The organism is Planobispora longispora, assembly GCF_016863135.1.
GTDB lineage: Bacteria > Actinomycetota > Actinomycetes > Streptosporangiales > Streptosporangiaceae > Planobispora > Planobispora longispora.
The window spans coordinates 32,769-56,389 of the sequence record NZ_BOOH01000003.1 but is presented as its reverse complement, the minus strand read 5'-3'; the positions used below and the strand labels follow the sequence as shown (position 1 = coordinate 56,389).

General features: G+C 72.6%; 24 protein-coding genes and 1 tRNA gene. 8 read left to right on the top strand and 17 right to left on the bottom strand.

Features of this window, described 5'->3' with window-relative positions; genetic code table 11:
• The first annotated feature begins 11 nt into the window (after nucleotides 1-11).
• On the top strand, nucleotides 12-914 hold the full coding sequence (locus Plo01_RS01985) for a DMT family transporter (protein WP_203888716.1): 903 nt from the start codon (nucleotides 12-14) through the stop codon (nucleotides 912-914).
• A 78-nt stretch (nucleotides 915-992) separates the two neighbouring features.
• On the opposite strand, the gene Plo01_RS01980 is transcribed toward Plo01_RS01985, so the two are convergent.
• The 11 genes from Plo01_RS01980 to Plo01_RS01930 all read right to left on the bottom strand — a co-directional run bounded on the left by Plo01_RS01980 (nucleotide 993) and on the right by Plo01_RS01930 (nucleotide 14,774).
• Nucleotides 993-2,516 (bottom strand): AAA family ATPase, encoded by a 1,524-nt coding sequence (locus Plo01_RS01980; RefSeq protein WP_203888715.1) that lies wholly within the window; start codon nucleotides 2,514-2,516, stop codon nucleotides 993-995.
• 163 nt (nucleotides 2,517-2,679) lie between these two features.
• Complete coding sequence (locus Plo01_RS01975) at nucleotides 2,680-3,297, bottom strand: FMN-binding negative transcriptional regulator (RefSeq protein WP_203888714.1); 618 nt, start codon at nucleotides 3,295-3,297, stop codon at nucleotides 2,680-2,682.
• Nucleotides 3,298-3,371: 74 nt separating this feature from the next.
• Nucleotides 3,372-6,506, bottom strand: a complete 3,135-nt coding sequence (locus Plo01_RS01970) for an AfsR/SARP family transcriptional regulator (protein WP_203888713.1) — start codon at nucleotides 6,504-6,506, stop codon at nucleotides 3,372-3,374.
• A gap of 48 nt (nucleotides 6,507-6,554) precedes the next feature.
• Complete coding sequence (gene lepB / locus Plo01_RS01965) at nucleotides 6,555-7,160, bottom strand: signal peptidase I (protein WP_203888712.1); 606 nt, start codon at nucleotides 7,158-7,160, stop codon at nucleotides 6,555-6,557.
• Nucleotides 7,160-8,980: an ABC transporter ATP-binding protein gene (locus Plo01_RS01960; protein ID WP_203888711.1), complete on the bottom strand. Its 1,821-nt coding sequence runs from the start codon at nucleotides 8,978-8,980 to the stop codon at nucleotides 7,160-7,162. Before Plo01_RS01960 ends, lepB begins: the two co-directional genes overlap by 1 nt.
• Entirely contained in the window at nucleotides 8,977-9,510 is a 534-nt protein-coding gene (locus tag Plo01_RS01955; RefSeq protein WP_203888710.1) for a TlpA family protein disulfide reductase, read from the bottom strand. The genes Plo01_RS01960 and Plo01_RS01955 overlap by 4 nt, the downstream gene beginning before the upstream one ends.
• Nucleotides 9,507-10,049, bottom strand: a complete 543-nt coding sequence (locus tag Plo01_RS01950; RefSeq protein WP_203888709.1) for a MauE/DoxX family redox-associated membrane protein — start codon at nucleotides 10,047-10,049, stop codon at nucleotides 9,507-9,509. The genes Plo01_RS01955 and Plo01_RS01950 overlap by 4 nt, the downstream gene beginning before the upstream one ends.
• 57 nt (nucleotides 10,050-10,106) lie before the next feature.
• The gene (locus tag Plo01_RS01945) at nucleotides 10,107-10,298 is read right to left on the bottom strand and encodes a hypothetical protein (RefSeq protein WP_203888708.1); all 192 of its coding nucleotides are present in this window, start codon (nucleotides 10,296-10,298) and stop codon (nucleotides 10,107-10,109) included.
• 260 nt (nucleotides 10,299-10,558) lie between these two features.
• Nucleotides 10,559-11,710, bottom strand: a complete 1,152-nt coding sequence (locus tag Plo01_RS01940; RefSeq protein WP_239315797.1) for a glycosyltransferase — start codon at nucleotides 11,708-11,710, stop codon at nucleotides 10,559-10,561.
• A 115-nt stretch (nucleotides 11,711-11,825) separates the two neighbouring features.
• Nucleotides 11,826-12,779 (bottom strand): anti-sigma factor RsbA family regulatory protein, encoded by a 954-nt coding sequence (locus tag Plo01_RS01935; RefSeq protein WP_203888707.1) that lies wholly within the window; start codon nucleotides 12,777-12,779, stop codon nucleotides 11,826-11,828.
• 135 nt (nucleotides 12,780-12,914) lie between these two features.
• Nucleotides 12,915-14,774 (bottom strand): SpoIIE family protein phosphatase, encoded by a 1,860-nt coding sequence (locus Plo01_RS01930; protein ID WP_203888706.1) that lies wholly within the window; start codon nucleotides 14,772-14,774, stop codon nucleotides 12,915-12,917.
• 126 nt (nucleotides 14,775-14,900) lie between these two features.
• Here Plo01_RS01930 and Plo01_RS01925 point away from each other — a divergent pair, with 126 nt between their 5' ends.
• Nucleotides 14,901-15,617, top strand: coding sequence for an ANTAR domain-containing response regulator (locus Plo01_RS01925; RefSeq protein ID WP_203888705.1), 717 nt, complete (start codon nucleotides 14,901-14,903; stop codon nucleotides 15,615-15,617).
• Between the two features lie 110 nt (nucleotides 15,618-15,727).
• Here the strand turns inward: Plo01_RS01925 and Plo01_RS01920 are convergent, their stop codons facing one another.
• On the bottom strand, nucleotides 15,728-16,108 hold the full coding sequence (locus Plo01_RS01920; RefSeq protein ID WP_239315796.1) for an STAS domain-containing protein: 381 nt from the start codon (nucleotides 16,106-16,108) through the stop codon (nucleotides 15,728-15,730).
• A 196-nt stretch (nucleotides 16,109-16,304) separates the two neighbouring features.
• On the opposite strand from Plo01_RS01920, the gene Plo01_RS01915 reads away from it, so the two are divergent.
• From Plo01_RS01915 to Plo01_RS01905, 3 genes are all read left to right on the top strand, one after another.
• Entirely contained in the window at nucleotides 16,305-17,081 is a 777-nt protein-coding gene (locus Plo01_RS01915) for a SigB/SigF/SigG family RNA polymerase sigma factor (RefSeq protein ID WP_203888703.1), read from the top strand.
• A 62-nt stretch (nucleotides 17,082-17,143) separates the two neighbouring features.
• Nucleotides 17,144-17,671 carry an ATP-binding protein gene (locus tag Plo01_RS01910; RefSeq protein ID WP_239315795.1) on the top strand — a complete coding sequence of 176 codons (528 nt, stop codon included), beginning with the start codon at nucleotides 17,144-17,146 and terminating at the stop codon, nucleotides 17,669-17,671.
• An 82-nt stretch (nucleotides 17,672-17,753) separates the two neighbouring features.
• Entirely contained in the window at nucleotides 17,754-19,073 is a 1,320-nt protein-coding gene (locus tag Plo01_RS01905; RefSeq protein WP_203888702.1) for an NAD(P)/FAD-dependent oxidoreductase, read from the top strand.
• Between the two features lie 206 nt (nucleotides 19,074-19,279).
• On the opposite strand, the gene Plo01_RS01900 is transcribed toward Plo01_RS01905, so the two are convergent.
• The 4 genes from Plo01_RS01900 to Plo01_RS01885 all read right to left on the bottom strand — a co-directional run bounded on the left by Plo01_RS01900 (nucleotide 19,280) and on the right by Plo01_RS01885 (nucleotide 21,577).
• Complete coding sequence (locus Plo01_RS01900) at nucleotides 19,280-19,471, bottom strand: hypothetical protein (RefSeq protein ID WP_203888701.1); 192 nt, start codon at nucleotides 19,469-19,471, stop codon at nucleotides 19,280-19,282.
• A gap of 3 nt (nucleotides 19,472-19,474) precedes the next feature.
• Complete coding sequence (locus tag Plo01_RS01895) at nucleotides 19,475-20,170, bottom strand: hypothetical protein (RefSeq protein ID WP_203888700.1); 696 nt, start codon at nucleotides 20,168-20,170, stop codon at nucleotides 19,475-19,477.
• A 5-nt stretch (nucleotides 20,171-20,175) separates the two neighbouring features.
• Nucleotides 20,176-20,955 (bottom strand): hypothetical protein, encoded by a 780-nt coding sequence (locus Plo01_RS01890; RefSeq protein ID WP_239315794.1) that lies wholly within the window; start codon nucleotides 20,953-20,955, stop codon nucleotides 20,176-20,178.
• Between the two features lie 214 nt (nucleotides 20,956-21,169).
• Nucleotides 21,170-21,577, bottom strand: a complete 408-nt coding sequence (locus Plo01_RS01885; RefSeq protein WP_239315793.1) for a hypothetical protein — start codon at nucleotides 21,575-21,577, stop codon at nucleotides 21,170-21,172.
• Nucleotides 21,578-21,719: 142 nt separating this feature from the next.
• Here Plo01_RS01885 and Plo01_RS01880 point away from each other — a divergent pair.
• Nucleotides 21,720-21,796, top strand: a tRNA-Pro gene (locus tag Plo01_RS01880).
• Between the two features lie 377 nt (nucleotides 21,797-22,173).
• On the opposite strand, the gene Plo01_RS01875 is transcribed toward Plo01_RS01880, so the two are convergent.
• Nucleotides 22,174-22,413, bottom strand: coding sequence for a hypothetical protein (locus Plo01_RS01875; RefSeq protein ID WP_239315792.1), 240 nt, complete (start codon nucleotides 22,411-22,413; stop codon nucleotides 22,174-22,176).
• 591 nt (nucleotides 22,414-23,004) lie between these two features.
• Between Plo01_RS01875 and Plo01_RS01870 the strand changes: the two genes are divergently transcribed.
• Both Plo01_RS01870 and Plo01_RS01865 read left to right on the top strand, forming a co-directional pair.
• Complete coding sequence (locus Plo01_RS01870; protein WP_203888698.1) at nucleotides 23,005-23,391, top strand: hypothetical protein; 387 nt, start codon at nucleotides 23,005-23,007, stop codon at nucleotides 23,389-23,391.
• On the top strand, nucleotides 23,391-23,618 hold the full coding sequence (locus Plo01_RS01865; RefSeq protein ID WP_203888697.1) for a helix-turn-helix transcriptional regulator: 228 nt from the start codon (nucleotides 23,391-23,393) through the stop codon (nucleotides 23,616-23,618). Before Plo01_RS01870 ends, Plo01_RS01865 begins: the two co-directional genes overlap by 1 nt.
• Nucleotides 23,619-23,621: the final 3 nt, after the last annotated feature.

Below are 23,621 nucleotides of genomic sequence, written 5' to 3'. Positions count from 1 at the left end.
AGCGTGATCCGATGAGCAGGCGCGGCTGGATCCTGTTCGCCCTGATGAGCGTCATCTGGGGCGTCCCGTACCTGATGATCAAGGTGGCGGTGGACGGCGTGTCCGTGCCCGTGCTGGTGTTCGCGCGGACCGCGGTCGGCGCCGCCGTGCTGCTCCCGCTGGCGCTGCGGGGCGGCCGGCTGCGGGGGATCCTCCGGCACTGGCGGCCGCTGGCCGCCTTCGCGACGATCGAGATCATGGTGCCGTGGTGGTTGCTGTCGGATGCCGAGCGCCATCTCACCAGCTCGATGACCGGCCTGCTCATCGCGGCCTCGCCCATCGTCGCGGTGCTGCTGGGACGGCTGACCGGCGACACCGAGCGGCTCGGCGCCGTCCGGTGGGCCGGGCTGGCCGTGGGGCTGGCCGGGGTGGCCGTGCTGGCCGCGCCGGAGCTGCGCGGCGGGGACCCCTGGGCGATCACCGAGGTGCTGCTGACCGCGACCTGCTACGCCATCGCGCCGATCATCGCCGCGCGGCGGCTGCAGGACGTCCCCGCCCTGCCCATGACCGCGGTCTGCCTCGGCCTGGCGGCGCTCGTCTACACGCCCCCGGCCGTCCTGACCTGGCCGGACGCGCTGCCCAGCGGGCAGGTGCTGGCCGCGCTGGCCGGTCTCGCCCTCATCTGCACGGCGCTGGCGTTCATCGTGTTCTTCGCGCTCATCCGCGAGGTCGGCACCTCCCGCGCGCTGGTGTTCACCTACGTCAACCCGGCGGTCGCCGTCACCGCGGGCGTGATCGTGCTCGGGGAGCCGCTCACCGTGCCGATCCTCGTCTCGTTCGCGCTGATCCTCGGCGGCTCCGTGCTGGCGACCGTGTCCCGCCGCGGCGACGCGAGCGAGTCTCCGCGCCCCGCCGAAGAACGGCTCGTCGGCTGACCTCCACGGGATCCGGCCTCCACGGGATCCGGCCTCCACGGGTCCGGCATCCGCGAGATCATTCCCGGGCGGCGGTGCTCAGGGCCCGAAGCTGACGAACCCGACGGAGGTTCCATCGTCGTAGTCGCCCGGGTAGACGTCGCCGGAGACCGTCAAGGGAGGTTCACCGTCCGGGTCGTGCTCTCCCGACCCGAGCAGGGCCCTGGTCAGCGCCTCCCGCTCACTGAGCATCTCCTCCAGCGCGGTCTCCAGGTGCGCGCCCGTGAGCACGAGGCCGGCGCCCCCGGGCACCGCCCCGCCCTCCGCCCCGCCCCCGGCGCCGTCCTCGCGCAGGGCGGTCAGTACGGCGCGGCGCAGCAACTCCTTGAAGAAGGACGCGGTCGCCCCCTCGGTCGCCGTGACGATCGGGTCGAGGTCGGCCTCCAGGCGCAGGTCCCGGGCGTAGAGGCGGAGCAGCGCGGCCCGGCCGGCCGCGTCCGGCTTGGGGATCTCCACCGCCAGGTCCACCCGGCCCGGGCGGTCGGCCAGCGCCCGCTCCAGGACCCCCGCGCGGTTGGTGGTGAGCACGAACGTCACGTCCGAGTCGGCGCCCACCCCGTCCATGGCGTCCAGCAGCGCGAACAGCAGGGGGTTGCCCTCGGGGCTGAAGGAGCGGTCCATGGCGACCAGGTCCACGTCCTCCAGGACGACCACCGCGGGCTGGAGCCTCCGGGCCAGCCCGGCCGCCTCGCTGACGAACCTGATCGCCGACCCGGTCATCACGATCACCGTGGACCCGGTCATCCGGCCCATCAGGTAGCGGACCGTGTGGGTTTTGCCGGTCCCGGGCGCGCCGTGCAGCAGCAGGCCGCGCTTGAGGTGCTGGCCGTGCTCGCGCAGCCGTACGGCCAGCTCGCCGATGCCGACGATGTGCCGTTCGACCGTGTCCAGCACACCCGGGGGCAGCACCACCTGGTCGGCGGCCATCTCCGGCCGCGGCAGGAACGTCACCAGGTCGTTGCCCCGGTGCTCGCTCCACATGAACGACAGGACCTGCCCCCGGTAGACGTCGTTCTCGCGCATCAGCCGGCCGGCCTCGTCGCGGGTGGCGACGGCGTCCCGCCGCTCGGCGGCCAGCACGGTGATCTGGGACTGCTGCATCCCGCGCTCCTGCGGGCCGCGCAGGCCGATCACCACGGGGGATCCGCCGGGCGAGCGGGTGAGGACCAGCCCGAGCGCGATGATCTCCATGGTCGCGTCGGGGCCGATGGACGCCGTGGCGTAGTCGACCGCGCCGATCTCGTACTGCTCGTAGCCGCGCGCCGCGCCGGCCAGCATGTTCACGTAGTCGTCGTGCTCGCGTCCCTGCCCGGCGACGCCGAACCACTCGGCCTGCGGGCTGTGCCGGGCGAGGTAGGCGTCCACGCCGCGCTGGAGGTTGGCCTGCTCCCAGGCGGCGAAGGTCTCGGTGACCGACACCACGTGCTTGAGATCGCAGCCGAGGTGGCCGGTGACCCTGGCCACCAGCTCGGGCGTCTTCCTGTTCTCCTCCAGCGTCAGGTGGGCGTCCCGCATGAGGGTGCTGAGCGCGTGGGACAGGTGCTTGGCGTCGCTGAGATCCATGTGTCATCCGCCTCCCGTGCCCTCCACCCTGACAGAGGGGTACGGGAGGCGCGCGGGATTTTTCGCTTCATAGGCCGTATGTGGCATTGATCGGCCTTGGCGGGATTCATGGCCTCAACACGCATCCGCGCTCTCGCCCGCGACGTTCACCGGCCCGCGGGGCTCATCCGCCCAGGCGGCGCAGGAGGTGTCCCCGGGCGGCGGCGTCGCCGGGGGCGCCGCGCTCGGCGAGCCGCCCGGCGACGTGCCGCCGGTGCGCCTCGTCGACGTTGCCGCCGTACTTGAACTTCCCGTCCACCTTCTGGATCGCCAGCCTCAGCCCCCGGATTCCGGCGAAGCGCCGCTCGTGCTCGGCGGGGTCGACCAGCGCCCCCTCGTTCTCCAGGCGGCCGATCTGCGCCCGGAGGATCTCGGCCTTGCCCGCGGCGTCGGTGACGATCTCGGCGCGGCAGACGAGCTGGACCGCCGCGTAGTAGGTGGTCGGCACGCCCCGGCGCGGGTCGTCCTCGCCGGGCAGGACCTTCCAGCCGCCCGGGACGTAGGCCCAGTCGCCCGCGACGGACAGCAGCACGGCCGGGTTCTCCTCGATCGCGGCCCAGATCGGGTTGGGCCGGGCCAGGTGGAGCAGGATCTCGCGGTCGCCGGCGAGCAGGAACTGCGTCGGGACCACGACCGGCACGTCACGGTCCCGGCCGGAGGCGATCAGGTGGCCGAACTCGTTGGCGCGGACGAAGTCCAGGGCCTCGTCCTCGGTCGCGGCGTCCCATGGGTGAATCAACATGCGGTAAACCGTATATCCATCCAAACGGTTCGTTCAACACCGTTCCGGCGCGATACGGCCGGCACGGGCGGCGGTCAGGAGGAGAGCAGGGCGCCGATCCTGTCCGCCTCCCGGTCGTCGCCGAGCCTGCGATACTCGCACCGGGCCTCCTCCAGCGCGGCGCGCGCGGCGGCCCGGTCGCCCCCCTTCGCGTGGGCCTCGCCGAGAGCGGCGAGCGTGCGGGCCCTGCCCAGCGTGTTCTGCAGCCCGTCCCAGATCTCCATGGCCGCGCGGAGCCTGCCGGCGGCCTCCTGCGGGCGGTCCTCGGCGATCTCCAGCAGCCCGAGCCCGTGCAGGGCGACGGCCCGGCCGAAGTCGTAATGATGGACGGTGCCGAGCAGCAGCGCCCGTTCCAGCGTCTGCCGCGCCTCGGCGTGGCCGTCGTCGGCGTACAGCTGCCCGAGGTGGGCGAGCATCTGCGCCTCCATCAGCGGGTCCGCGGCGGCCTGGGCCTTCGCGGCCGCCCGCCGCAGCTGCGCCTCGGCGGGGACGAGCTCGCCGCGCCGGCGGTGGATCATGCCGAGCAGCCCTCGCACGACGCACTCGTCCCGGGGGCTGGCCAGTTCCTCCGCGATCGACAGAGCCCGTTCGGCGTACCGGAGGGCGGCGTCCGGGCTCCCCTGCGCCTGGCTGATCCCGGCGAGCTGCTGGAGGGTGTGCAACTGGCCCAGCAGGTAGCCGTGGGCGCTCGCGACGGCGGAGCTCTCCCGGAAGCACCGCAGGGCCCGTTCGTGGTCGCCGCGCAGCCTGTGCACGTCACCGCAGAGGTAGAGCGCGTCGGCCTCGCCCTCGCGCTCACCCAGCTCCCGGAAGATCATCAGGGCGCTCTCGGCCCATCCGAGCTTGTCGTCGAGTACGGCGCCGGCCGTTCCCGTGTGGAGATCCGCCAGATTCCGCAGCATGACCGCCTCGCCCAGGCGGTCCCCCGATCTCCGGCAGGCGGCCAGCGCGACCTGGTGGACCTCCGCCCCCTCGCCGACGTCCCTCAGCTCGTAGAAGGTCTGCGCGGCGGCGGCCAGGCCCCAGGCGAGATCCGTGAGTCCTGCCGCCGCCGCCTGCCGCACCGAGGCGGAGACGGTCTTCCGCTCCGTCTCGAACCACTCGAAAGGGTCGCCCACGAGCACCTCGGGGCTGTCCATGAGCGTCTCGGGGCTGTCCGCGGGCGCCTCGGGCGAGCCGGGCGCGCCCCGGGGGACGGCCGGGCGGAGGCGGGCCACGGTCCGGACCCCGAGCCGGGCGTCGGCCTCCTGGGCGAGCAGGAGCAGCCCCCCGAACGCCCGGCGCAGCGCGGCCGTCCGGGCGGCCGCGTCCTCGTCCGTCTCCGCGCGGCGGCGGGCGAAGAGGCGGACGAGATCGTGCAGCCGGAACCTGGACCATCCGGTCTCGTCGACCAGCCGCGCCTCCACGAGCGACGACAGCAGCCGGCTCGTCTCCCGCTCGGGCAGGCGGGCCAGCGCAGCGGCGAGCCAGGGGGAGAAGTCGGGCGCGCCGAGCAGCCCGAGCAGCCGGAAGAGCCTCCGGCAGCGCGGGTCCAGGCTCGTGTAGGTGCCGGTGATGGCCGCCTCGACGTCGAGGTCGCCCGCCCTGAGCAGGTCGAGCCGGTCCGCCTCGTCGGACAGCTCCGCGGCGAACGCGGACAGCGGCCGGGCCGCCCTGGCGGCGGCGCGCGCTCCGGCGATCCTGATGGCCAGCGGCAGCCTGCCGCACAGCTCGACGATCTCCGACGCCGCCTCGCTCTCGCTCCCGACCCGCTCGGCTCCCGCGATGCCCGCCAGGAGGTCGAGCGCGGCTCCGTGGGGGAGCACGTCGAGGTCGGCGAAGTGCGCCGACTCCAGGCCCAGCAGACGGCTGCGGCTGGTCACCAGCAGCGAGGACCCGGGCGATCCCGGAATCAGCGGGCGGACCTGGGACTCGGAGTGGGCGTCGTCCGCGACGATCAGCACCCGGCGGCCGGCCAGGACGCTCCGGTAGCACTGGAGGCGTTCGGCGAGACCGCCCGGCACCGCGGTGCGGGGGAGGCCGAGCGCGCGGAGGAACTGGCCCAGCACCTCGTCCGGGGTGGTGTGCGGCGCGGAGAAGTCGGCGTAGAGCTGCCCGTCGGGGTAGGCCCCGCGCAACCGGTGCGCCAGGTGCACGGCCAGGGTGGTCTTGCCGACCCCGGCGCGCCCGGACACCGACAGGATCCGGGGAGCGGGGCCGTCCGCCGCCGAGAGCACCGACAGGCACTGGGCGACCTCCTTCTCCCGCCCGGTGAAGTCGGCGATGTCCGGGGGCGTCTGGGCGGGGACGGGCGGGGTGAACGCGGGCGCCCGCCCGGCGCCCTCATCGGCTCCGTCCTTCCCGGCTCCGTCCTTCCCGGCTCCGTCCTTCCCGGCTCCGTCCTTCCCGGCTCCGGCGTCATCGGCTCCGGCGTCCTCCTCGGCCAGGAGAAGCGCGTGCAGCCGCCGGAGCTGCGGTCCGGGCTCCAGCCCCAGTTCCCGCACCGTGTGCCCGCGCAGGAGGGAGTAGGCGTTCAGGGCCTCCGCGCGCCGGCCGGTCTCCCGCAGCGCCCGCATCAGGAGCAGGGTGAACGGCTCGTGCAGCGGATGTTTCCCGGCGAGCTGCCGCAGCCGGGGGACGGCCTCGCGATGCCGGCCCGTGCGCAGGTCGATGTCGGCGCGGGACTCCAGCGCGAGCAGCCGCCGTTCCCGCAGCGCCGAGACGTGGGGCAGCAGCGTGAGCGTCGGGGGGACGCCCGCGAAGACGGGGCCCCGCCACAGCGCCAGCGCCTGGTCGAACAGCCGGCCCGCCGATTCCAGGTCGCCCGCGCCGTGCATCTCGCACGCCTGGTCGCACAGCAGCTCGAACTGCTCGGAGTCCAGCTCGCCCGGCTCGACCCGGAGCAGGTAACCGTCATTGTGATGCCGTACCACGTCCCGTTCCGAGTCGCCCAGGAGCCGCCGCAGCTCCCGCACGTAACCGCGGACGAGCGTCCGGTGCGTGGCCGGGGGATCCCGGTTCCACAGCTCGGCGACGATGTCCCCCGCCGGCACGCTGCGCCCGGCGCTGACCAGGAGGACGGCCAGAAGATGGCGGACCTTCAGGCTTCCCGGGACCACCCAGCCGGTCCCGTTCCGGATCGACGGCGGGCCGAGGCATCGGAAACGCGGAACCGGAGCGGTCGCCCTCATGATCAGGAGAATATCCGGGCCCCGGGGCCGGACCAAGGCGTCCCGTCGTCACGCGGGGGCGCGCATCCGGTGGATCACCACGCCCAGGACGCGCTCCACCGGCACGGCGCCGAACGTCCGGGAGTCGAGGCTGACCTCGGGATTGTCCCCGAGCACCAGGATGCGGCCCGGCGGCACGGCCCGGGCCCCGTGAGCTCCGCCAGCTCCGTCAGCCCCGCCAGTCCGGCCAGCTTCGCGAGCCTCGTCAGCCCCATCAGCCCCATCAGCCTCACCAGTCCGGCCAGCTCCGTGAGTCCCGTCGAGCTCACGGGCTGCGGCGGCTCCGGGGCCTCCGGTCGCGTCCGCGAGCGCGGCCGGCACCGGATCGCCGGAGACGGCGGCCACCCGTTTGACCATCCACCGGCCGGGCTCCCAGCCGACGATCTCGGCCTCGGAGCCGAGTTCCGGCCTGGTGATCACGATCACCTGGCCCGCGCGGACGCCGCCGCGCGGCGCCCTCCTGGCCAGGGCCCGCTGCCCGGCGCGCAGGAACGGCTCCATGCTCCGGCCCTCGACGGTGACGACGAACAGGCGGCCGCGCAACCACAGGAGCACCGCGGCGAGGACCGCGATCACGGCCGCGACCACGGCCACGAGCGCGACGGCGGCCGGCATCACGGCCGCCCCGGGACCACGGCGTCGGCCTGGTAGCCCTCGGCCTGGAGCCTGAACAGCCGGGCGTAGACCTGGCCGCGGGCCATGAGCTCCTCGTGGGAGCCCTCCTCGGTCACCCTGCCGTCGTCCAGTACCACGATCAGGTCGCTGTCCCTGACCGTTCCGAGGCGATGGGAGATGAGCAGGCTGGTCCGCCCCGCCCGGTGCTCGCGCAGCATGGCGTGGATCTCGTGCTCCGCCCGGGGATCCAGCCCGGAGCTCGGCTCGTCCAGGATCATCAGGTCGCGCTCGCCCCGCAGCAGGGCCCTGGCCAGCGCGACCCGCTGCCACTGGCCGCCGGACAGCAGGACGCCGGCCTCGGGGTCCTCGTGCTCGGCCTCGCTGGAGAAGGTACGGCTGAGCAGGGTGTCGTAGCCGCGCGGCAGGGCGGACAGCACGTCGTGGACCCCCGCCCTCCGCGCGGCCGTCTCGACGACGCCGGGCGCGGCCTGCAGGTCGCTGATCGTTATGTTCTCGGCGGCCGTCAGGTCGTAGCACATGTAGTCCTGGAAGACCGGGCTGATCCGGCGGCGCAGCTCCCGGGCCGGGACCTGCCGGATGTCGACGCCGTCCCACAGGATCGTCCCCCGGCCGGGGTCGTAGAGCCGGCACAGCAGCTTGACCAGCGTGCTCTTCCCCGCGCCGTTCAGCCCGACCAGCGCGACGGAGCGGCCCGAGCCGATGCGCAGGCTGACCCCGCGCAGCACCCACGGCTGGTCGTCGGCGTAGCGGAACCAGACGTCGCGCAGTTCGATCCCCTCCCGCAGCGGCGGCAGGGCCCGGGGCCGCGCCGGCTCGGGCAGGTCGGGACCCGCGGAGGTGACGGCGGTGAAGTGGTGCATCATCAGCAGCGCTTCGTGGGTCTGCGCCAGCTCGCCGACCAGGGCGCCCACCGCGCCCTGCGAGCCGGCGACCGCGGCGGCGAACAGGACGACGTCGCCGGCGGTCAGCCGCCCGCCCGAGGCGGCCCAGTAGAGGCCGCCCATGGCCACCGCCCCGCCGAGCGCGGCCAGACCGCCCTGGACGAGCAGCGTGTGCCGGTCCACGGCCCGCTTCGCCGCGTCCGCGGTACGGCGCTCGGCGAGCATCCTGCCCCGCAGGAACTCCCCGACGCCGAACAGCCGGATCTCCTTGGCGGCCTCGGCGGTGCTCAGCAGGCCGCCGTAGAAGAGCTCACGGCGTTCGGCCGGGCTGATGCGCCACATCATCCGCGCCCGGCGGCGGCTCAGCGCGAGTTCGGCCAGCAGCACGGGGACGGCCGAGGCGACCAGGATCGCCGCCATGGCCGGGCTCAGGGCGGCCAGGGACGCGAGGAACCCGCAGAAGGTCAGCAGGTTCTGCGCTGCGCCGAGCCCTCCCTCGACCACCTGGTTGGGCGCGGTGAGCGCGGCCTGCTCGGCCAGCCGGAGGCGGTCCAGGAGGCGGGGGTCCTCGAACCGGGACAGGCCGGTGAAGTCGTTCACCGCCGCGTACAGCTCCCCGGTCGCGCGCAGCCGCGCGGCGCGGTTCATCTCGGCCCTGGAATAGGCCAGCAGCTGCGGCGTCACCGCGGCGGCCAGCCCGGCCGCCGCGAGCCCGAGCAGGGGGCCGGCCGGGTCGGCGCCGGCGGTCAGGGCGTCCAGCAGGAGCTTGGTCAGCCAGGCCGCGGCGACCGGGGTCGCGGCCCCGGCCAGGGTGAGCAGCACGTGGCACAGCAGCCAGCCGGGGGCGGAGCGCCGGGCCAGCGCCACGGCCCGGCGCGCTCCCGCCACGGTGGCTCCGGGCGAGGAGGGATCGATCATGCCGGGACGGCGGCGGGGAGGTCGCGGTGGTCGAGCCCGACCGCGGCGACGGTGCCGTCCTCGCCGACGAGGCAGAAGGTGGGGAACGCGTCGACCCCGAAGGCCCGGGCGACCGGCCCGTCGATCCCCTCGACCACCACGGTGGCGGCGGGGGAGAGCAGCTCGGCGGCCGGGCCGGCCTCCTCCGGCGCGGCGGCGACCACCACGGCCAGCACGGGGCGCGTGTCCGCGGCGGCGAACCGCGCGAACTCCGGCAGTATCCGCTCGCAGGGCCCGCAGCCCGGGGAGAGGAAACCGACGATCGTCCCGCCGGCCAGCTGTTCGGCGGCCAGGGTGGCGCCGTCGGCCGTGGGCGCGCGGAAGTCGCCGATCGTCCCGCCCGGTTCGAGCGAGGGCCCGGGGCCGGGGCGGCCGCCCGCGGCGAGCAGGTCGGAATGCTGCCGCAGGCGCTTCACGACGCCCAGGAGCAGCACGAGGTTCAACAGGCACAGCAGGCCGACGAAGACCACGGCGGCGGTCAGGTACGTCATCTCCGGTCCTTGAGGTGAGAGGGGGATGCGGTGAACAGCCCGGCGATGTCGTCGAGCGTGATGACCAGCGCGGCGAGCACGGCGCCGGTGGCCGCGGCGATCATCAGGCCCGCCGGGTGCGGCGGCTGTCCGGCGGCGGCGGAGAACGCCCCGGCCGTCAGCGCCGCGCAGGCCAGGACGAGGTTGCGGGTGACGTGCAGGACCGACACGGGGGTGGCCGACGCGCCGAAGCACCGGCAGGGCACGCGCGCCCCGCGGCGCAGGACCCGCGCCATGGCCCAGGAGAACACCGCGAGCAGGGCCGTGGCCAGGGCGAACCCGAAGGGAACCGTGTCCGGCAGGGCGAGCAGGACGAGGACGGCGGCCTCCGCGGCCACGACGGCGCCGGCCACGCCGCGGGCCCGGCCGGCGGGGACCCCGAAACCGGGCAGGGACGCGGTGAACGAGGCGAAGGAGACGCGGCCGCGGACCTTGCTCACCAGGGAGGCCGCGAAGACCACGAAGAGCGCGCAGCGGACCGCGACGACGAGATAGTCCATCAGTCTCCCGAATCTCGGGCCCCGCGGGCGGGGGTGCTCACCCGCGGGGCGTTCGGATCAGCCGCAGTCGTGGTAGTACTTGCACTGGGTGTTGCACCGGCCGTTGAGGCAGCAGGTGTAGGCGCGCCACTTCCGGACGCTCTGGCAGCCGCAGCTGCCCCAGTAGCAGTACTCCGCCGCGGACGCCGAGATCTTCGGCAGCGCCAGGCCGAGCAGCCGGTCGCCGAGTTCTTCCAGTTTCCGGATCATGCATGACCTCCCTCGGAGGGGCCGGACGGCCCCGCGGGACGAGCCTCGCCGACGGGCGTAGGGAAGCCGTAGGGGGACCGTAGAGCAGGCGTAGAGGGACCGCCCGCGCGGCGCCGTCCGCGAGGTCCCCGAACGCGGTACGGCCGGCGCGGGGCGAGCCCGTGCCGGCCGTACCGGATGGATATGTGAGACCGCGTGACGCGGTTCGTCCGAGGTGGAGGTTCAGCTCCGCGTGGGAGTCCCGGCTCCGGGGCGGAGCCTCAGCGCTGTGCGGCGAGGGCGTCCTCGTACACGCGCACCAGTTCCTGGCTGATCCGCTCCCAGGAGTACCGCGAGCGGACCCGGTCGGCGGCCGCGAAGCCCAGCGCCGTGCGCCGGGTGGGGTCGGCGAGCAGCTCGCGGGCGAGCCGGGCGGTCTGCGCGGGACGGTCCGGCGCGACCAGCAGCCCGGTGACCCCGTCCACCACCGAGTCCATGTGGGCGCCGACCGCCGAGGCGATGACCGGCACGCCGCAGGCCATGGCCTCCAGTGCGACGACGCCGCCCGCGGCCTCGCGGGGCAGCGAGAGGACGACGTCGGCGCTGCGCATCAGCTTGGGCACCGAGGCGTGCGGGACCTGCCCGAGAAGGCTGACCCGGTCGTCCACGCCCAGCTCCTTGGCCAGCATCCGGACCCGGTAGGCGTCGGCGTCGTGCTCCAGGTCGGAGGCGGCCGGTCCGCCCGCCACCAGCAGTTCCGCGTCGGGGATCCCGGCCAGCGCCCGGATCGCGGTCCGCACGCCCCTGTCGTCGGAGAGCGGTCCCACGTGCAGCAGCCGCGCCCGGGTGCCGCGCGGCGCGGCCGGGCCCTGCCGGCGGAAGCGCTCGACGTCGACCCCGCAGGGGATCACGGCGATGTTGCGGCGCGGCACGCCCAGCCGGATCAGCTCCGACTCCTCGTCCCCGCACCCGGCGATCACCGCGTCGGCCCGGCGGCCCAGCGCGCGCTGCAGCCGTGCCTTCCGGGCGTCGCCGCCGGTCTGGCGGGTGAAGGTCTGGGTGACCGGGACGTGCAGGCCGCTCGCGCCGGCGAGGGCGGCCAGGCCGCCGGTCCAGGAGTGGGCGTGGATGACGTCGGGCCGGTTCTGTCCCCAGCGGCGCATCAGCTCGCTGCCCATGTCCGGCAGGTAGGGCAGAACTCCGTCCTCGGGCAGGTCCTGGGCCGGTCCGGCGGGAAGGTGTTCCATGGTGACGCCGTGGGCCACGCGGACGCGCGTCTTGCTGGAGTCTGCGCCCCTGCGCGTGTAGATGGTGACCTTGTGCTCCCTGCCCAGTTCACGGGCCACGGCCAGGATCTGGTTGCGGTGCGCGGACGGCACGGGCTGGTCCTGGGTGGCGGACAGGGCGTCGGACGAGACAAATGCAATATTCACGGCACACCTCTGGGGGAGATAGGCATGGAAAGCCTGGACTTCCAGGGGGTGCCTGCGTCTTAGGCACTCATCTGTATGCCTGACACAATACCCCGATCACTATCGGTGGCAAACATCAGTATTTCCGACTCTGTCGTAATTCTTCCGCCCGGGAGCTGGGCACATGCAGCTGGACCGTGCACCCGTCCCCGCCGTGGTGGATGTCCAGCCGATCACAGAGCTGGTGGGCGATCCACAGCCCGTCACCCGGGCCGGAGGTCGGGCTCGGCGGGACGAAACCGGCCAGCGGGTCGGTCAGGCCGCCCCCGGAACGGTGGATCTGGCAGGTGATGGCGCCGAACCGCTCCCACAGGTGGACGTCGATCGGCGGGTCCAGGTGCGCGGCCACCTCGTTGACCGCCACCGCGAGCAGGGTCGCGCGGTCCTGGGTCAGCCCCAGCAGGGACGCGTGGTCGGAGACGAAACCGCGCAGGGCCGGCAGCGTCTCCACCGACTTGGCCACCGCGTCCGCGGGGGGCCGGGGCAGCGGGACCGCGTCGCACTCGCGGACGAACTCCAGCGGCTCGGTGTAGTCGGGGCAGGGGAGGAGGCCGCGGCCGTCCTCGGACAACGAGGGATGCGTCCGCCGCGCGGTCGTGATCACCGAGGGGTCGTGGATCCGTGCGTCGTACGTGCACACCATCCAGACGTTGGTGCTCCGCAGCAGCAGGTTGAGAATCGACTCCATGCGCTGCCAGGCCCGCATGTCACCGGAGGACCTGCCGATCCAGAGCGGTTCGGAGAGCACCCGGACGTGCCCGCCGTACGGCGCCTCCGGGCCGCGCCGGAGCCAGTAGCGGTGGAAGGCGGTGGTGCGCTGCACCGGGCGGCGGCCCAGGAAGGTGGTGTCGGCGTAGTCGACCCGGCGGCCGTCCCGGCCCAGGGCGTCACCCAGGAGCTCCAGATTGGCCGAGGTGGTCACGACCAGCACCGGATCGTCTTTGGCCAGCCCGTCACGGACGAACGGCAGCGCGATCTCCAGGAACTGCTTGTCGGAGTCGTAGACCGCCGCTTGGTGAATCGAAGTCATCGAAGGTCATCCCGCTCAGGGAGGCCGGGCACCGGGTCCCGACCGGTCGTCGTACTCGCCTCGCCCGCACACCTCGTCTCCGCCTCGCACGGCTCAGGCACACGTCAAGTGATGAAACGCTAAGTTATACGATCCCTACACAACGCGCAGGGCAAGTATCACGATCTCGTCCCACACCCTTCCGCCGGAGAAGGCGTGCCGGTCCTCCTCCACGGTCTTGACCACCGTGGCCGGTGCCTGTGACACGCACCGCGCCAGCACGTCGGCCAGGCGGCCCTCGCCGTAGGCCTCGCCGTGTTCGTTGCGCGAGTTCACCAGGCCGTCGGAGTAGAACAGGAGGGTCTGGCCGGCGGCCAGCGTGATCTCCTCCTCGAACGTCTCGCCGTCGGCGGAGATGCCCAGCGGAACGCCGCCCCCGCTGGTGAAACGCACCGTCCCGTCGGGCTGGAGCAGGGCGGCGGGATGGTGGCCCGCGCTGGCCAGCCTGATCCGCCGTCCCTTGACGAACCCGGCCACGGCCATCACGAACATGCCGTTGCGCTGGGCGGACAGGGCCTGGTTGAGCTTGCGCAGGGTCTCGCCGGGATCGCTCTCCCAGACGCTGAGCACCCGCAGCCCGTTGCGCACCATGGCGCTGACCGACGCCGCCTCCTCGCCCTTGCCCGCCGCCCCGCCGAGCGCGAACGCCCACCCCTCGGAGAACGGGAAGACGTCGTAGAACTCGGCGCCGACCAGGCTGGAGCCCGCGTGGTAGATCGCCGCCGCCTCGAACCCGGGGATGTCCGGCAGGGTGCGGGGCAGCACGCTGGTGCGCAGCGCCTCGGCGGCCTGGGAACTGTTCTGGAAGCTGCGCCGGGCCCGCAGGGCGAGCCCCAGGTGGACCCCGATCTCCTCCATGAGGCCCAGATCGGCCAGGGAGAACGGCTCGCGGTCGCGCAGCCGCAGGAGGGTGAGGGCGCCCGCGGGACCGTCCTGCCCGCTGATCGGCACGCACAGCGCGGAGGCGGCGCCCATCACCCGCAGCAGCGGCGGGCCGTCGGCGATGCCGCCGAGCAGGGTCTCGTCCTCGAGCATCTCGTGCACCACGCCCGTGCCGCCGGTCAGCACGTGGGCGATGAGCGGCGCGGTCAGCGGGTTGAAGTTCTCGACCAGCCGGATCAGCTCGTTCACCGGCTTGTCGGCGGGGCCGAGCACACAGGCCCGGCGGGGCGAGCCGTCGCGCACCACGTCGGCGATCACCCAGTCGGCGGCCTCCGCGGCCAGCAGCCGCGCCGCCCGCGTGACGGTCACCGGCTGGTTCAGGCTGTCCTCGTCCAGCAGCAGGCGGGTCATCCGCGACAGCAGCTCCTGGCGGTGGGCGGCGGCCATGATCAGGGCGGAGTCCGCCCGCTCGATCGGTCCGGGGGGCGCGTCGGCCACCTGGGTCTCCAGCGGCAGGACCAGGACCGCGGTCATCTCGTGCGGCTCGCCGGGCATGGTCAGCCGGGTGAGGGCCAGCTGCACGGTGTGCGCCCGGCCCTGGTGCGCCAGCCGGGTCTGGAAGGTCACCGTCCGGCCGCCCTGCTGCACCGAGGTCAGATGCGAGCGGAAGGCGGCCCGCCGGGAGATGTCGACGAACAGCGCGAACGAGCGGCCGATCAGATAGCCCGCCGGGCTGCCCAGCATCCGGGAGGCCTCCGAGCCGATCCGGCGGACCGTCCCCGACCCGTCCAGCACCAGCACCGGGACCGGGAACGTCTTGAACACCTGACGCAGCAGTTTCAGCTCCCGCTGGGAGCCGCTCTCACGCTCACCCGAGCGCCGGGGAGTCTTGCGCACCTCGCGCAGGGCGGCGTCCAGCAGCTCGCGGGCGGTGTCCAGTTCGGCCAGGGCGGCGTCGAGCGTAGAGCGGGGGTCGGCCGGGTAGGCGGAACGGGCCTCGCGCAGTGAGGAGACCCTGGACGTCAGGGCGCTCAGTGCGTGCTCCAGGGCAGGAAGGCCAAGGGCTTCGGTCAATGCTCATCCTCATCGCCGGCCGAGGTGGAACTGGTCCCGTCGTAGACGCTACGCCACCCGGTGAAGCTTATCGATGTGCGGTCAGATAGTGATTAAGTTATCCATACCGGGAAGGGGACTCACGACATGGACATGGTGACGCCCGTTCTCGCACGCGATCTCGCCACCCTCGGAAGGGTCAGCGAGGAGACCTCCAGTGAGAGCGTGCTGTCCGGGCTGACCGCCACCCTCGCCGGGGGCGTGCCCGGCTGCGCGGGCGGCACCGCCGAACTCTGGCGGCGGGAGCGGCTGGTGGTCTCGGCCTCCCACAGCGAGCTCGTCGTCCTCGTCGAGAGCGAGAGCGAGCTGGGAGAGGGCCCCGCGACCGAGGCGCGCGCCACCGGCGGCCACGTGATCGTCCAGGACGTGCTCCGCGACCCCCGCTGGCCGGACTACGCGGCGATGGCGATCCGGTGCGGGGTCCGCTCGATCCTGGCCATGCCCATCACCGTCGAGCGCGCGGTCCTGATCCTGGGCCTGTACGGCGTGCGCCCCGGCGCCTTCGCCGCCCGGGGCGTGCCCTCGCTGGCCGACATGCTGGCCGAGCAGGTGACCGTGGCGCTGGCCAACATGTGGGACTACGACGAGGTGCGCACCGACGCCGCCCAGATGCAGGAGGCGCTGGCCGGTCGGGCGATCATCGACCAGGCCAAGGGCATCATCATGAAGTCCAGCGGGTGCTCGGCCGAGGCCGCCTTCGAGGAACTGCGCCGGGTCTCCCAGCACCACCAGGTGAAGGTGGCCGACCTGGCCAGGCTCCTGGTCGACGAGCACCAGCGCAACCGGGGCCTGAAGGAGGGCTGACCGCCGCGCCGGAGACTGCCGGGCGGATCGGCCCGTCGAGCCGATCGGACTGTCAGGCGGAGCGGCCGGACGGCGGTCGGCCGGACCGGACCGTCAGGTGAATCGGCCCGTCAGGCGGACCGGTCGAACGCGGCCAGCGCGTCGTCGACGGTGTCGTAGAGCGGGAGCCGCTGCGCCAGCCCGGTGATCCACATCACCCGGGTCTTGGAGTATTCCACCCCGGTCAGGGCGAACCTGCCGCCCCCGGCGGTGCTGACCTGCCACTGGTGCACGATGAGCCCGAGCGCCCGGGAGTCCATGAAGGTGACGCCGCTCAGATCGATGACCATGTCGGCGCCGTGCTCGGCGGCCTCCGCCGCGAGATAGTCGGCGAACTGGTCCCTGGTGGTGGCGTCGAGCAGACCCGTCACGCGGATCACATTGACCCCGCCGACCAGCCCCGAGGCCAAAGTCAGCGCGACCGCGCCACCGCCGTTCTCCGACACCGTCACCCAACGCCTCCTCGCCGTTCGCATAGCAACCTTACTGTTACCTGCGGGCGAGTAATACTCCCGCAATCGTGGGAATACTCTCGCCCAGAGGTCCAGCAGAGGGCCTCGCCTCGAAAAGTGGTCGAGGCGATGCCGTCTGCCCGGAAACTGCTCCGCTGGCCGCCGGTGTCGCCGACAGTCATAGCAGGGAGCAGCAATGTCTGTTCAGGCAGTCGAACTCACCGACATGACCGCCGAGGAACTCCTCGCCGAGATGTCCATGCCTGAGATCTCCGAATATCGTGCCGAGCGCCTGCGCGAGCGGATCGTCGAGATGCACCGTCCGCTCGCCATGGAGATCGCTCGCCGTTACCGCTACCGGGGCGAACCGCTGGAAGACCTCCTGCAGGCCGCGTACGTCGGGCTGATGAAGGCCATCAACGGCTACGACCCCACGCTCGGCCACGCCTTCCGCGGCTACGCGGTGGTCACCATGACCGGCGAGGTGAAGCGGCACTTCCGCGACCGCACCTGGGCGATCCGCGTACCCCGCGTCTACCAGGAGCGCCGGGCCGAGCTGAACCGCCTGGTCGCCGACCTCAGCCAGGAGCTGGGCCGGGCCCCGACGGTCGCCGAGCTCGCCGAGAAGATGAACATCACCGAAGAGGACGTCCTGCTCACGCTGGACGCCTCGGCCGCCTACAGCGCGCTCTCGCTCGACGCCCCGCTCGGCACCGACGACGACGCCGCCGCACTGGGCGACGTCATCCCGGACGAGGACGACACGCTCTCGTTCCTGGTGGACCGGGAGGCGGTCAAGCCGCTGATCGACAAGCTTCCGCCGCGGGAGAAGAAGATCCTCCTGCTGCGCTTCTTCGGAAACATGACCCAGGCCGAGATCGCCGCCGAGTTCGGCATCTCCCAGATGCACGTCTCCCGCATCCTCCGCAAGGTGCTCGACCAGCTGCGGGAAGAACTCGTCGCCGAATGCTGAATATGAGCCTCGCTACGGGGCACCGGAGCCGACGGAGTCCGATGTGGCATAGAGTGCGTTCGATGAGCCCCAGCCGCCGGGAGGACGGCACCATGGGACAGGGAGGCGGATCACGGGTGAAAGAGGACGGCGCTCGTCCGGGCCGCCTCCCGGCGGCCGGTGACCGACGCCTCCGCGCGAGGCCCGTCGCGGCCGAGGTCGCCTTCTGCCTGCCCGACCTGCCCGACGTGCGTGACTTCGCCGCCGCTCAGGCCCTGCGCAGCGGCATCGCCGCCGAACGGCTGGCCGACTTCCTGGTCGCCGTGAACGAGGTGGCGACCAACGCCGTCACGCACGGGCACACCAGCGCCAAGGCGTTGCTGCGCATGTGGGTCGAGAACGGCTTCCTCTCCGTCGAGATCCGGGACGAAGGGCGGTGGAACCCCACCGCCCCTCCCGGCGAGACGCCCCCGGCCCCCTACGCCACCAGTGGCATGGGGCTGTGGGTGGCCCGGATGGTCAGCTCCGACATCGCCTTCCGGACCGGGGCCGAGGGGACGGTCATCACCATGCGCTTCGCGGTGCCGCCCCGGGGAGGCCGCGAGTCCTGACTCGCGGCCGCCGTACCGCGGGGACGGGGACCTGAAATCGCTTTCCTGGGGTGAGGCCGCTTTTCTGGGTAGAGGCAGGCCCATGACCACACCCCCGCGCATTCTGATCGTCGGCGGCGGCTACGTCGGCATGTACACCGCCCTGCGCCTGCAGCGCCGGCTCCGGCGCGGAGAGGCCCGCGTCACCGTCGTCGACGCCGACTCGTACATGACCTACCAGCCCTTCCTCCCGGAGGCCGCGGCAGGGAACGTCGAACCCCGGCACGTCGTCGTCCCCCTCCGCAGAGTCCTGCGGAAATGCGAGATCCTCAACGGCTGGGTGATCGGAATCGACCCGGAGGCCCGGACCGTCGAGATGCGGCCGCACCAGGGCCCGCCCCGCATCCTCGGCTACGACCTCCTCGTCCTGGCCCCCGGCTCCGTCTCCCGCACCCTGCCCATCCCCGGGCTGGCCGAGTACGGGATCGGCTTCAAGACCGTCGAGGAGGCCATCCACCTGCGCAACCACGTGCTCGCCCAACTCGACCTGGCCGCCTCCACCACCGACGAGACGGTCCGGAACAGGGCTCTGACGTTCGTCTTCGTCGGCGGCGGCTTCGCCGGGGTCGAGGCCCTGGCCGAACTGGAGGACATGGCGCGCGACGCCTGCCGCAACTTCCCGTCCATCCGCCCCGGCGACATGCGCTGGATCCTGGTCGAGGCCACCGGGCGCATCCTGCCCGAGGTCGGCGCGGAGATGGGCCGCTGGACGGTCGAGCAGCTCCGCAGCCGGGGCATCGACGTGCGCCTCGGAGTCCGGTTGAAGTCCGCCGACGACGGCCGCGTCGTCCTCGACGACGGCAGCGAGTTCGACACCGCCACGCTGGTGTGGACCGCCGGAGTCAAGCCGCACCCCCTCGTGCGGGCCAGCGGCCTCCCGCTGGACGACAAGGGACGGGTGAAGGCCACCGCCGAACTCCTCGTCGAGGGGCGTCCCACCGTGTTCACCGCCGGGGACAGCGCCGCCGTACCGGACCTGACCCGGCCGGGCGAGATGTGCTCGCCCAACGCCCAGCACGCCGTACGGCAGGCACGCACGCTGGCCGACAACGTGCTGGCCACGCTCAGGGGCACCGAACTGCGGCCGTACCGGCACGCCTACGCGGGCTCGGTCGCCAGCCTGGGCCTGCACCAGGGCGTCGCGCAGATCTACGGGCGCAAGCTGCGCGGACCCCTGGCCTGGTTCATGCACCGGACCTATCACCTGTCCCGGGTGCCGACCGTGAACCGGAAGGTGCGCGTGCTGATCGACTGGACGCTCGCCCTGTTCTTCCGGCGGGACATCACCTCGCTCGGCGCTCTGGCCCACCCCCGGCAGGAGTTCGAGTTCGCGGCCCGGCCGGACCTCGGCCAGAGCGAGTGACGGATCTCGGCCGAAGCGCGTGACGGCCGAACGGAAAGATGACACGACGACCGGCGAAGGGGCGCCGTCCCGGCGGACGGCGCCCCTGAGAATCTGCGGAAGCCCCGCTCCCGGCGGGACAGCCTGTCTCGGTGTCTCGGTGTCTCGGTGTGCTCGGCGGGTCTCAGCGGGGCGACCTCTGCGGAACGGCGGTCGTCCCCGCGCGGTCACCTCCTGCTACGGCGCCAGGTGCCGCTCCCGCGCCATCCCGCCGTGCCCACACCGGCCTGGTGCAGCGAGAGCAGGAGCAGCCCGAGAAGCAGGAAGGCCGTCGAGCCGAAGCCCCCGCCCAGACTCGCGTCGAGCAGTTCGAACAGCAGGCCGATACCGAAAACGATGGCGGCGGCGATCGCCAGCATGATTTACCTCTTTCCTGCGGACGTGACGGGCAGGCCGAGCAGTTCCTCGAGCGTCGAGCGGTACTCCCGCAGGACCGTGCGGAGCCGTTCGGTGTCGCTTCCCTCGGCGCCCTCCTGGCCGCCGTCCTTCCACCGGCCCTGGAGATCGGTCGCCCGGGCCTCCAGCGCGGCGCGGATCGCGTCCGTCACCTCGCCGAGGAGCGAGGACGCGCGCTCCACCGCCTGCCGGGGGTCGTCGACGAAACCCGCCTGGACCTCCTGCCAGCGCCGCCGTACGTCCTCGGGGTCCTGGCCGAACAGCGTCGTCCGGCCGGGAGACTGGGGCGCCTGCACGGGTGCCGGATGAACGGGACCGGCCGTCTCCGCGGGCTGCCGGTCATTCGGCCCGGCATGCTTCGGGCCGGTCCGGTCGCCGGGGCGAAGAGCGTCGGCACTCGGGTCGCGCTCGGTGCTCTCCGCGCGATCGGCGTCCGTCAGCGGCGTCTCCCGCTCCGGCCTGTCACCGGGCCGGCCGGTGGGAGCCTGATCGGGGGACACCTGGTCGGGAGCCGCCGGCTGACCGGGGTGCGCCGAGCGGACGGGGTGCACCCGCTGATCGGGGGGCACCGCGTCGTCGCGCTGCGGTGGCACCTGCGGCTGCGTGTCCTCGTCCGCCCGGGTCGGGCGGCCGTGGACCAGCCGATCAGGTCGGTCGTTCATATATGTCACCGTCCTCGGGAGTCGCGGGGAGCGCCCCGCTCGTTCTCACCGGCCCGCTCACCGGGGCCGGGCCGTGCGTCGTTGTGGTGCGGCTCGTCATGGCCGGGCTGCACGTCGTTGTGGTGCGGTTCGTGGTGGCCGGGCCGTACGTCGTGGTCATCACGCTCGGACTGCGCCTCCCGGCGGGGCGGGACCGCGGCGTGCCGGGGGGTGTGCCCGTCGTCCGCGGCTTTCGCCGCCTCGGCCGTGGGGGCGCCGAGCAGCTCCTCGAACAGGGCGCGGTAGTGCACCATGGCCTGGCGGAGCTCCTCGGTGGAGGCGGCCTTGCGAGCGGCGCGGCCGCTGATCTCGTGGGCCTGCCGGTAGTGGTCGAGGGTGCTGCTGTGGTCCACCGACAGGTCGGCGATCCGCTGCTCGAAGTCCTCGACCGGATAGCCCTTGTCGGCCATCACGGAGGTCACCAGGTGATCGGCCTCGGTCACCGCGAACCCGGGCGCGTCCACGAACCGTTCCTGGACCTCGATCCACTTCTTGGCGTAGCCCGCCCGCGTCTCGTCGTCGAGCGGGCGGATGTCGAGCGAGCTGAAGCGCTGCTCACGGGCGAGGAGTTCCTGCTCGGCCTCGCGGCGGTTCTCACGCTCGCGCAGGGTGCGGTCGTACTCAGGGCCGAATCGTTCGCGGAGTCGGTGCCGGCGTTGCTGTTGCAGTACGACGTAGCCGACTGCGATGATCGCCACCACCGCGACCGCGATGACGGCCACCCAGATCAAGGTCTCGGTGGACATGTGCGCCTCCGGTTGCGTCAGCGGTTGTCCCCGCCCGCTGCCCTGGAAAGCCGCGCCAAAACCGCCCGGTTACTCCTGCATTGCCGCAGCGTTACCCTTTCTCCCTCGGAACGGGCGACGCTGCCGGAGGAGCTCTCCGGCACACCGCGGTGAGAGGCTCTCAACCGGCGTCTACGGCTCGGAAGCCCTCAAGGCTCCTACGACTCGGGAGCCCTCAATCGGCGATGGCCTTCCTCGCCTCCGCGAGGACCCTCTCGATGAGCGATCCGCCCTCGGGCGCCGGGACCTCGTGGAACCCGCGTCCCGCGTCGTAGGCGATGTCCAGGCCCGCGGCCACCAGCCGGCCGGCCCAGCGCAGCGCGGTGTTGAGCTTCTCCGGCGGGATCGCCCGCCCCTGGGCGACGGACGACAGGTTGCGCAGGTTCGTGGCCGGGCCGGACTGGTTGTGGGCGCGGTCGAGCTTCCACGGGATCGCCCGCGAGTGGTCGAGCATCGGCTTGGACAGCCCCGCGGCCCGCTTCGCCTGCAGGATCCCCGACTCGCTCACCCCGAAGTGCGCGGCCAGCTCCGCGGTGGACAATCCCCGCCCGGCCAGCCGCCGAAGCTCGTCCTGATCGATCAACGCCTTCCGCCCCACGCGTTCCCGCCCTCCGCATGATCACAACCGCCCGGTGCGCACGTTGGCGTGCACACGCCCGCTAGATCTGCGCTAAGGTTATGACGTCCCCCCGAGAGGGGCGGCCCGCAAGGGTCAAAGGACAAACCGGGACGTAGCGCAGCTTGGTAGCGCACTTGACTGGGGGTCAAGGGGTCGCAGGTTCAAATCCTGTCGTCCCGACCAGATAATCGCTGGTCGACAGGGGTTTCGGAGGTTCTCCGGAGCCCCTTTTCCGATCTCCGGGAGCCGAACGGGGAGCCACCCGGTCATGCGGACCGGTTCCGCTTCTTGAGGATCTTGCCCATGGCCGGGGCGCCCTTGGGCTCCTAACGTAACCAGCACGACATCGGCCCGCCGAGGGCGGCCGCGCTTGCCGCGCACCTTGATCGATGGCCTCCAGCGGCGGCTCGATGATCGCCCGCAGCTCGTCACCGACCTCCCACGGCTTCAGCGGGGCCGTCTGCTCCTCGCGCCATCGCTACAGCGAGAGATCAAAGCACAACGGAGATCACTCTGTTGGGAGCTCTAAGCGTGCTGCGGCCCCTTGCGCCTCATGGTGATCACATCAGGTAGCGCAGCCACAGGTACGGCGCGGCCAGCGCGACGGTCGCCGCCGTGACGACGAGGCCGTGCCTGGTGAACTGCCAGAAGCTGATCGGCGTGCGGTTGCGCGCCGCGATGCCCAGCACCACCACGTTGGCCGCCGCGCCCACCGCGGTGGCGTTGCCGTCCAGGTCGGGGCCGAAGGCCAGCGCCCACCACAGCACCTGGGCCGTCTCGTCGCCTCCGCCTGCCTGCACCAGGTCGGCGCCGCCAGCTCCAGCACGGTGGCGTCCGGGTCGGCGACCGGCAGCTCACGCGGACGGGGCGGCAGACACTCGCGCACCGTCCGGCCGCGCAGATCACGAAGGAAGCCGTCGGCGTAGGCCTCGTCGATCACCCGGGCCAGCGCAGGGTCGTCCTGGCAGTAGGCGGGCACGGCCAGGCGCAAGACCTCGGTGCCGGGCAGGATGGCCAGTGGCGAGCCGTCGTGATCGATCACGACGAGGCCGGGCAGGTCCTGGTCGGCGAGCAGCCTCGCTGCGTCGATGACGGGCGAGTCCAGTCCGACCACCGGGAAGTCGGCAAGCAGATCACGGGCACGCACGGGCATGTCCTTCGTCCACGGGAACAGGACATGCCGGCCAGGCTTCCCGGCTCACCTGCCGTCACCGTATCAGCAACCCCACCGCTGGATCGGCGCTGAGGTCACCGCTCGCACGTAAGACGAAAAGGAACTTTTAGGTTACATAATGAGTGATATATGGTTCTCCATGAGTAGTAGAGGTTACTTTCAGGGGGTTGTCGTGTCCTCAACATCGATCAAAGCCAGCCGTGCCCGGCGGAGCCGGGTGTTCGACGGCGCACTGTTCGCCTGGGGCGTCGCGGCCGCGGCGAACCTCATCGCCGCCGGCGTCAACGATGCCCGGCAGAGCGACGTCTGGCCGCACTGGCTGGAGCTGATCTATCTGCTGTCGTTCCTGCTGGCCATCCCCGCCCTGGTCGTGGCGGTGTGGGCGAAGGCGACGCTGAAGCGCATGGGCGCGGTCGTCGAGGACGAGCGCACGGTGATCACCAACCGGCACGCCTCGGCCGTCGCACTGGGCGGCGCGCTGGCCGCCCAGGCGCCGTACTTCTTCGACGTGACGACGGTCTCCAGTGCCCAGGCGAAGTTCACCGTCGCGGCGGCGCTGGTGAGCTATGGCGCGGCCCGGCTGTGGCTCAACCGGGAGGCGTGATGCGCGGCGCCGACAGCGGTCACCCGCTGCGCAACCGGATCAAGGTGGCCCGGGCCCAGCACGACCTGACCCAGGAGCAACTCGCCGACCTGGTCGGAGTCACCCGCAAAACGATCAACACGGTGGAGACGGGCAAGTTCGTGCCCTCCACCGTGCTGGCGCTCAAGCTGGCGCGTGCCCTGCACACCACCGTCGAAGAGCTGTTCTACCTCGCTGACATCGAATGAAGG